This is a genomic window from Nocardia sp. NPDC002869, from assembly GCF_046764065.1.
Classification (GTDB): Bacteria; Actinomycetota; Actinomycetes; order Mycobacteriales; family Mycobacteriaceae; genus Nocardia; species Nocardia rhamnosiphila.
In genome coordinates, this window is the sequence record NZ_JBKOOL010000206.1 from 1 (window position 1) to 8,820 (window position 8,820).

General features: G+C 69.6%; 8 protein-coding genes. 5 read left to right on the plus strand and 3 right to left on the minus strand.

Translation table 11 applies throughout. The annotated features are described in order from the left end of the window. Positions 1-175 precede the first annotated feature (175 nt). The 3 genes from ACLML9_RS25905 to ACLML9_RS25915 all read left to right on the plus strand — a co-directional run bounded on the left by ACLML9_RS25905 (position 176) and on the right by ACLML9_RS25915 (position 4,116). Positions 176-1,846: a DNA repair helicase XPB gene (locus ACLML9_RS25905; RefSeq protein ID WP_411947969.1), complete on the plus strand. Its 1,671-nt coding sequence runs from the start codon at positions 176-178 to the stop codon at positions 1,844-1,846. Between the two features lie 40 nt (positions 1,847-1,886). Continuing rightward, a complete protein-coding gene (locus ACLML9_RS25910; RefSeq protein WP_411947964.1) occupies positions 1,887-2,555 on the plus strand; it encodes a DUF3239 domain-containing protein in 669 nt (222 codons plus the stop codon). Positions 2,556-2,712: 157 nt separating this feature from the next. Continuing rightward, positions 2,713-4,116: a M1 family metallopeptidase gene (locus ACLML9_RS25915; protein WP_411947965.1), complete on the plus strand. Its 1,404-nt coding sequence runs from the start codon at positions 2,713-2,715 to the stop codon at positions 4,114-4,116. A 17-nt stretch (positions 4,117-4,133) separates the two neighbouring features. Here the strand turns inward: ACLML9_RS25915 and ACLML9_RS25920 are convergent, their stop codons facing one another. Continuing rightward, a complete protein-coding gene (locus tag ACLML9_RS25920; protein WP_411947966.1) occupies positions 4,134-6,407 on the minus strand; it encodes a helicase-associated domain-containing protein in 2,274 nt (757 codons plus the stop codon). Positions 6,408-6,559: 152 nt separating this feature from the next. Between ACLML9_RS25920 and ACLML9_RS25925 the strand changes: the two genes are divergently transcribed. Continuing rightward, positions 6,560-6,748 (plus strand): hypothetical protein, encoded by a 189-nt coding sequence (locus ACLML9_RS25925; RefSeq protein ID WP_030522811.1) that lies wholly within the window; start codon positions 6,560-6,562, stop codon positions 6,746-6,748. A gap of 69 nt (positions 6,749-6,817) precedes the next feature. On the opposite strand, the gene ACLML9_RS25930 is transcribed toward ACLML9_RS25925, so the two are convergent. Further along, positions 6,818-7,471 carry a transglycosylase family protein gene (locus ACLML9_RS25930; RefSeq protein ID WP_411947967.1) on the minus strand — a complete coding sequence of 218 codons (654 nt, stop codon included), beginning with the start codon at positions 7,469-7,471 and terminating at the stop codon, positions 6,818-6,820. 380 nt (positions 7,472-7,851) lie between these two features. Then, positions 7,852-8,097: a hypothetical protein gene (locus ACLML9_RS25935; protein ID WP_411947968.1), complete on the minus strand. Its 246-nt coding sequence runs from the start codon at positions 8,095-8,097 to the stop codon at positions 7,852-7,854. A gap of 187 nt (positions 8,098-8,284) precedes the next feature. Between ACLML9_RS25935 and ACLML9_RS25940 the strand changes: the two genes are divergently transcribed. After that, entirely contained in the window at positions 8,285-8,704 is a 420-nt protein-coding gene (locus ACLML9_RS25940) for a cold-shock protein (protein WP_030522809.1), read from the plus strand. Positions 8,705-8,820 lie beyond the last annotated feature (116 nt).

The following is an 8,820-nucleotide window of genomic DNA, read 5'->3' on the forward strand; positions in this document are numbered from 1 at the left end:
GGTGGTGTCCTGCACCCCAAGAGTGCCCCCCCCCGTCTGCCGGCGCGGGCCCGGGGCGCGGGGCCGCCCCCCCCCCCCCCCGAGACCGAGGGGGCCTCAACCCCGCGGCGCCGCAGGCGGCGCTGAAAAACACTGCTTCGGGGACAATGGTTGGAGCCGAGGTGAGGAGGTGTCCGTGGCAGACGGGCCGCTGATCGTGCAGAGCGATAAAACAGTGTTGCTGGAAGTCGATCATGAACTCGCGGATGTGGCGCGCCAGGCGATCGCGCCGTTCGCCGAATTGGAGCGGGCGCCCGAACACGTGCACACCTATCGGGTGACGCCGCTGGCCCTGTGGAACGCGCGGGCCGCGGGGCACGACGCGGAGCAGGTGGTGGACGCGCTGGTCGGGCACTCCCGGTTCCCGGTGCCCCAGCCGCTGCTGGTCGATATCGTCGAGACGATGGCCCGTTACGGGCGGTTGCAGCTGGTGAAACACCCGGCGCACGGATTGACCCTGGTCAGCCTGGATCGCGCGGTACTCGCCGAGGTGCTGCGGCACAAGAAGATCGCTCCCATGCTCGGCGAGCGCATCGACGAGGACACGGTGCTGGTGCACCCGTCCGAGCGCGGGCACATCAAACAACAGCTGCTCAAGATCGGCTGGCCCGCCGAGGACCTGGCCGGCTACGTCGACGGTGAGGCCCATCCGATCGACCTGGACTTCCACGGCGCGAGCTGGCAGTTGCGCGACTATCAGGAAATGGCCGCCGATTCCTTCTGGGCGGGCGGGTCCGGGGTGGTGGTGCTGCCGTGCGGGGCGGGCAAGACGATGGTGGGTGCCGCCGCGATGGCGCGCGCCAAGGCCACCACCCTCATCCTGGTGACCAATACCGTCGCCGGCCGCCAGTGGCGGCGGGAGCTCCTCGCGCGTACCTCGCTCACCGACGAGGAGATCGGTGAGTACTCCGGGGAGCGCAAGGAGATCCGGCCGGTCACCATCGCCACCTACCAGGTGATCACCCGTAAATCGAAGGGTGAGTACAAGCATCTGGAACTCTTCGACAGCCGGGACTGGGGGCTGGTGATCTACGACGAGGTCCATCTGCTGCCCGCCCCCGTTTTCCGGATGACGGCCGATCTGCAGTCGCGGCGCCGGCTCGGTCTCACCGCGACCCTGGTCCGGGAGGACGGCCGGGAGGGCGATGTCTTCTCGCTGATCGGCCCCAAACGCTACGACGCGCCGTGGAAGGATATCGAGGCCCAGGGCTGGATCGCCCCGGCCGACTGTATCGAGGTCCGGGTAACGCTGACCGATGCCGAGCGGATGGCCTACGCGACCGCCGAGCCCGAAGAGCGCTACAAGCTCTGTTCCACCGCGCACACCAAGACCGCGGTGGTGAAATCCATCCTGGACCGGCATCGCGGTGCGCCCACCCTCGTCATCGGCGCCTACCTGGACCAGCTGGAAGAACTGGGCGCCGCCCTGGACGCACCGGTGATCCAGGGGTCGACGAAGAACAAGGAGCGTGAGGCGCTGTTCGACGCCTTCCGCCGCGGCGAGATCCCGGTTCTCGTGGTCAGCAAGGTCGCGAATTTCTCCATCGACCTACCGGAGGCGTCGGTGGCGGTGCAGGTTTCCGGAACCTTCGGTTCGCGCCAGGAAGAGGCCCAGCGGCTGGGCCGGCTGTTGCGGCCCAAACAGGACGGCGGTCAGGCCCATTTCTATTCGGTGGTGGCCCGCGACACTCTGGACGCGGATTACGCTGCGCATCGGCAACGTTTCCTCGCCGAGCAGGGTTATGCCTATCGCATAACCGATGCCGACGATCTGCTGGGCCCCGCCATCGGACCCGGCGAACAATAAGGGCATTCCGAACTCCACTGACTGTGTTAGGAATGGCGACGTGCGACGCTTCGAATTCGCGGTGGACCGCCGGCACGCCCACGCGGTCAATGAAGTAGTCGCCGGACGCCGCCGGGTGCGGTTGTCCGCGATGCTCGCCGCCGTCGCCGCCACGGCCGCTACCGCCTATCTGGTGTGGCTGGGGCATCCCTGGTCCTATCCGCTGGCGCTGGCCTGTGCGCTGGGGGCGGCGACGGCGCTGTGGGTGGCGCTGTGGGCGCCGCGCCGGGCCGGTATCGACCGCCTCTACGCCGAGGGCGAACTGGTTCCGGCGGTGGTCTCGCGGATCCAGGCACGCGGCGCGGTACTGCTCGCCCTGGTCAATCTGGCCCGCCGCGATTCCGGCGAGCAGCGGTACGCGCTGGTCACCAAGAAGGTGCGGCATCTGCCGGGCCATCGGGTCGCCGAGGGGGAGCGCGTTCCGGCGGTCGCGGTGCGCGGTGACCGGACCACCCGCTCGATCGGCGAGCGCTGGCTCCCGGTCGAGACGATGCCGATCGCCTGGGGTACCGCCGATACCGCGGTGATCGAGCGGGCGCGCGCGGCCATCGCCGAGAACGAATGGCGGTTGCTCACCGATAATCTCGCCCGCGCCGACGAGGTCCATCGCAGTGCGGCCAAGCGATTGCTGCTCGATCCGGGCCAGCTGCCGGAGGGGCTCGGCGCCTGAACCGGTACCGGTGCCGCCGGGCATCAGGTGGACCGCGCGCCGGGAAACCCTCGCGCGCCGCGTTTTCCGCGATACCGGGATCCGGGGACGGATGCGACTAACGTCGTCGGGCGGGATGACCCGGGAAACACAACTCGATCACGGAAGGTGGAAACGCATGAGGCTCGGCCGCTGGCTGATCGCCGGGATGGTGGTGCTGGCGAGCCCGGCGCTGGTTCCGGCCGCGGCACAGGCGCCATCCGCGTTGCCGGCGGGTTCGGACGGCCTGGGCGACCCCTACTTTCCGCGGGACGGCAACGGCGGTTACGACGTCGCCCACTACGACGTGACCCTCGGCTACGATCCGGCCGATCACCAACTCACCGGTTCCACCCGGATCGACGCCCTCGCCACCCAGCCGCTGACCGCGTTCGACCTCGATTACAGCGGGCCTCCGGTGCGCGCCGTGCGGGTGAACAACGCGCCGGCCGGCTTCGAATGGCAGGAACCGCACGAGCTGGTCGTGCACCCGGCCCTGCCGCTACTGCCCGGTCTGCCCTTCACTGTCACCGTCGACTACGCGGGTACCGCCCCCGATACCCGCGGCGAGGGCTGGACCTACGCACCCACCGGTGGCGTTTTCGCCGCCGGACAACCACATTCGGCCTCCACCTGGTATCCGCTCAACGATTCCCCGCGGGACAAGGCGACCTTCACACTGCACACCACCGTTCCCGCGGAATGGGAGGTGGTGTCGGGCGGTGTGCGGGTGCGCGACGAGGTGCGCGACGGATTCCGCACCGTGAGCTGGGAGCAGCGGCATCCGGTGATCGGCTATCTCACCACCGTCGCCATCGACCGATTCGAGTATCTGGAGCAGCGCCGCGCGAACGGCACGCCGCTGCTCAGCGCTTTCGCTCCGGGTGCCGAGGGCTTGCGGCAATACGAGGAAAAGCTCCCGCAGGTGCTCGATTTCACCGAGAGCCTCTATGGCCCGTACCCGTTCGACGCCGGCGGCGGTATCTTCCTGTCCGTCGACATCCCCTTCTCGCTGGAAACCCAGACCCGGCCCACCTATGCGGCCTGGGCGGATCTGAACACCGTGGTGCACGAGACCGCCCACCAGTGGTGGGGCGATTCCGTTTCGGTGGAGAGCTGGTCCGATATCTGCCTCAACGAATGCATCGCCAGCTATACCGCCGACTATCTGTGGCCCGAGCGGACCGAGGGCGCCGATGTGGACGCCGACTACCGCAAGACGGTCCGGGAGATGCTGGCGAAGCCGAAATTCTGGGCCGTCCCACTGGAAGACCCCGGCCCGGAGAAGATGTTCACCTCGGTGTATTACCGGGGGCCGCTGTTCATGCACGCGCTGCGCAAACAGCTGGGAGACGACGTCTTCTTCGCGGCCCTGCGCGAATTCGTCACCGTCCACGCCTACGGCAATGCCTCGATGCGGGCCTTCCGCGCCTTCGTCCAGTCCAAATCGCCGACCGATCTCACCGGGTTCTTCGACGCCTGGTTACGCGGTACCACGCCGCCGCCCGAGCAGTACCTCTACCCGGGATCACTGCGCGGCTGAGCGCCGCGGCGGCACGGTTATTCGAGCAGCGCGACCGACGAGATCCGATGCAGGGTGAACTGCCGGACCGTGCCGGTCACCGGGTCCAGCGCGTCCAGCTGTCCGTTGCCGACCCGCACCGGCTCGACGACCCGCTGGATCGCGGTGCCCTTGGCGTCGACATAACCGATGTGCACCTGGCGCCGCACCCGCGCGGCCAGCTGCAGCAGTGCCAGGGCGGCGGCTGTGCTGCTGCGGGTGCCGTCGCTGCGTACCACCTGCCCGGAGGTGGCGGTCGCGGCGCGCTCCCCGGCACGCAGCTCGGTGACCAGAAGTTCCAGTTGATCGGTTGTCGGGGGGGTCGGCCGATACGGTTGCCGGGCCAGCGGCCGCACACCGATCCGCGCACCGCGTTGTCGTAGATCCACGATCGCGCCGGAGGCGTCCTCGCCCGCGGGTGCGAAACCCGCCCGGCGCAGTTCTTCGAACAGTTCGCCCAGCGGCGCCTGTGATATCGCCACCGTCGGGGCGATACCGCGCAGGGCCAGGGTCTCGGCCACCGGGGAGGCCAGGACCTGCGCCAGTAGTGCCGGGTCCTCGCTGCGCACGAACGACTGCGCCATCCCGGCCCGCAACCGGCCGTGCCGCCGCGCCACATCGTCGATCAGGTAGGTCAGAGTCTGCGGAACCGGAGTCCGGGAATGCCGGCCGAAGAGGGTGTGCAGCTCGGCGGCGGTGAGACCGGCATCGAGCGCGCGGCGCAGGGTGGACTCCCCGATCCGGTAGACGGTGGCCGCACCGGCCGACTCCACATCGGCGACCAATTCGATCCGGCGTTGTAGATCGGCGGTCAGCGGTCCGGGCGCCACCACCGTCAGGTCGGCCTGGACCAGCACATGGTCCACCGGCTCGGGGAGGGCGGCCTCCAGCGCGGTTTCGGCGGCCGCGAGGGTATCGGTCAGTAGCATCCGGCCCGCGCCGGTGAGCGCGCCCCGGCCCACCACGCCGAGCGCGGCAGCCTCGTACAGGGTGTTGTCCACCACTTCCCGGCGGAAATGCCGCCGACGCCGCGGGGTGCGCCAGGCCAGCAGCTGGGCGAGTGCGGCGGGTTCGAGTTCGATGCCGGATGGTTGCTCGGCGAGTGCCTCGAGCACGATCCGCCGGTCCCGCACGGCGTACGGTACCCGGAGTTCGTGCGCGAGCGCGGCCAGCGGCTTGTCCGCGGCATCGCGGAGGCCGATCATCCACGGATACCGGTCCAACTCCAGCCAGGCGTGCGCGAGCGGGACCCAGCGGCGGGCCGACGGAGCCTCCGACCAGGAGTCCGCGGCCGGAGTCGGCGCCCAGAAATCGTCGGCGTCGGCCTCCGGCGGCGGGTCGGGGAAACCCTTCTCGATCAGTTTCGCCGCCGCCAGCAGTTCCACCAGCAGACCCGCCCGGGTCTCGTCGATACCGGTCGCCTTGGCTATCCGGCGCAGTTCCCGCACGCCGAGACCGCCCGCGCGCAGTGCCGGCGCGGGCAGCTGACCCAGTACTTCCAGGATCGCGGCGCAGTGCCGGAGCAGTTCACCGACCTCACCCGCCCCGACGCCGTCGACTTCGCCCGGCGGGTGCGGGATCGGCCGGGGCTCGGGTTCGGCGAGCCGGTACGGGTCGGTGACGGGTTCGCCGCGTAGCACCTGGCCCACGGCGGGCGGTAGCTCCACTGTCTCGTCGTCGATCCGGCGGAGCAGTCGGGCCGCCAGCAGCCGGGGCACGGGCCGGTCGGCGGGCGCGTCCGGGGCGGCATCGCGCGTGCGTCCGCGCGGTCCGGTCTCGGCGAGTTTGTCCAGGAGCGCGCGTTCGGCCTCCGGGAGGTCGGTGAGCGCGGTGGCTATCTCCGATTCGGACAGCGCCGGGGTGGTCTCCGCTCCGCTGCCCAACGGCCACGGCAGTGCCTCGGCGACAGCGGGTACGAGGCGGATGCGGTCGCCTTCGAACCAGAGCAGGGCCCGGTCGGCCAGTTCGGTGACGGCCGCGTCCACCGTCGCGGCCTTGGCCCGGGCACGCAGCGCGCGTTTGAGTTCGGTGCGGGTCATCGGTTCGCCGCCGCCCGCGGTGTGCACGGCCAGCACTTCCACGATCGCGAAGGGCACGGTGCCGAGATCGTCGGCCGCGCGCAGTACCGAAGCGCGCTGTTCGGCGCGGGCGGCGAGCACTGCCATGGAGGACGGCAGCGGTACCGCGAGATCGGGCCGACGTTCCAGCAGTGCCACCAGCTGTGCGTCGGATCGGGCGCCGAGCCAGGCGGTGAACGAGTCTTGGCCGGTCATCCGGTCCAGACTAGCCGGGCGCCGCGGGTTCGGTGGGGCGCGGCCCGGTGACCCACGCGGCGCGGTCCGGCACGCCGGTCCCGAGCGTGCGACGGGTGTCGTCGAGGCGGTTGACATGCGGCGCCGCGGCAGGGGCATGCCAGAATGAGGGGGTGGTGAACAAATCGAAGAAACCCTATATCGACAACGGCTGGCCCGAGGTGGCCGACGGTGAGCACGCGGTCACCGAGCTGTCGTCGTCCCGCTCCGGTAACCTCTCGCCCTTCGGCGAGGACACCGAGTTCCCGGTGGCTTCCGACCAGCTGCCGTATCTGCACCCGCACACAGTGATCAACCGCTGAGCGGACGAACGAAAGAACCCCGCATCACCTGATGGTGGAGCGGGGTTCTTTCGTAGTCGAGGTGCCCGTTCAGGAGGGCAGCAGGCCCTTGTTGGCCTCGAAGACATTGAGCAGGCCCGAATCCAGCTGCGGGGTGCCGGCCTTGACGGCTTCGAACAGATCCAGTGCGGGCTGCGGGACCTGCACACCCTGCGCCTGGACGGCGGCGAGCGCGCGATCCACGGCGGTGTAGACCTCTTGGGTCTGGGTGGGTGCCTGGGCCGGAGCCTGGGTCTGGGTGCCGGGCGCGGCTTGGCTGCCCGGGGTTTCGGTCTGCACGGCCGGAGTGTCGGCCGGGGTCTCGCGCGGGGTCGAGCCGCTGCTCAGGCCCAGCGAGGAGGAGCAGGAGGGCCAGGCGCCCCAGCCCTGCGAGGCAAGTACATTTTCGGCGACGGCGATCTGCTGTTCGCGGCTGGCCTGGTTGGCGGTCGGCGCATAGTCTCCACCGCCGTTGGCCTGCCAGGTGCTCTGCGAGAACTGCAGTCCGCCGTGATAGCCGTTGCCGGTGTTGATGGCCCAGTTGCCGCCGGCCTCGCACTGCGCGAGTCGATCCCAGTCGGAGTCGGGTGCCGCGCTGGCTGTACCGGCGAGGGCTACACCCGCACCGCTGATCATGGCGCCGGTGACGGCAACCTTGGCCACAGTGCGACCGGTATTGGTGGGCTTGCGATGGCGTCCACTCATTCGGGTTCGTCTTCCTCTCGTACGCACCTGCGAGGTATTCGCTCGGGTCCAGGCTGAGAGGGTGCCCGTCCCGCCCTCGCCCCTCTTGGTTTCCGTTGGGTTCCGGTACCCGCGGGGCGAGGTTCGGTGCGGCGGGCCGGTGGGCCGGATGTGCCCGGCTGGGGTAGACGGTACGACGTTCCCGCCGAAAAATCACTATTTGGTAACCGGCGTGTGCGGACGGGTTGCGGAGCGGTCACGAGTACCGCCCGGCGACTCTGCGCAGCTAGTGGGGGTGCATCGGGTATCCGGCGTAGGACACGCGGGCCCGTTATCATGCCGTTATGTGATTATCATCACATAGGGCTTGGGATGTGTCCCGGCCGGGTACTGGACAGATGTCACCTGGATCTGCGACCCGAGCGCAACGCGAAGATCAACGCCGCGACGAAACCGACGGGAGCCAGCATGGCGCCCAGGTACAGCCAGAGGCCCGGCTTGCCGCCGGTGAGGATCGGGGTGAGGAAGATCGCCACCACCGACAGCAGTCCGAGGGCGAAGAGACCCAGCGCGAGTTGGAGTAACCAGTTGCCGGGGGTGCGCCCGGACGGGGGGCCGGAGGGCCGCGGATCGGCAGGATTCGTCACCGTTCGACCGTAAAACTGATGTGCTGGGGCTGTGCCCACCGGGGTAGACTCGGAACGATCTCGCGTCCTGCATGCTTGTGGGGCGCGTTTTTCGAGTAGGGGAAAGACCTGCCATCAGCGGGTTCCAGCAGACGAGCGTGCCCGGGCCCGGTGGGTCGGGCGCCGAACAGACGAACGGGTGAGCGCAGTGCCGACCGGCAAGGTGAAGTGGTACGACGTGGAAAAGGGCTTCGGCTTCCTTTCCCAGGACGAGGGTGAGGACGTCTATGTCCGCTCGTCCGCGCTGCCCCAGGGCGTCGAGACGCTCAAGCCCGGTCAGCGGGTCGAGTTCGGGATGGCGGCCGGGCGGCGCGGGCCGCAGGCGCTGAGCCTGAAGCTGGTGGAGGCGCCCCCGTCGGTGCGGCAGAACCAGGAGCGCGGCGCCCGCAAGGAGCCGGTCGCGCGTAAGCACAGCCCCGATGAACTGCACGGCATGGTCGAGGACATGATCACACTGCTCGAGGCGAAGGTGCAGCCGGACCTGCGCAAGGGCCGCTACCCGGATCGCAAGACCGCCCAGCGGATCTCGGAGGTGGTGCGCGCGGTCGCGCGGGAACTCGACAGCTGACCCGACGCGCGCGGAACTTCGTGGGCCGGCCGGATCATCCGGCCCGCCCACACTCGTCTCAGAGCGGGTGAGGGGACATCAGTCCATTGGGCGTGGGGGTTTTGGGGGGGTGCCGG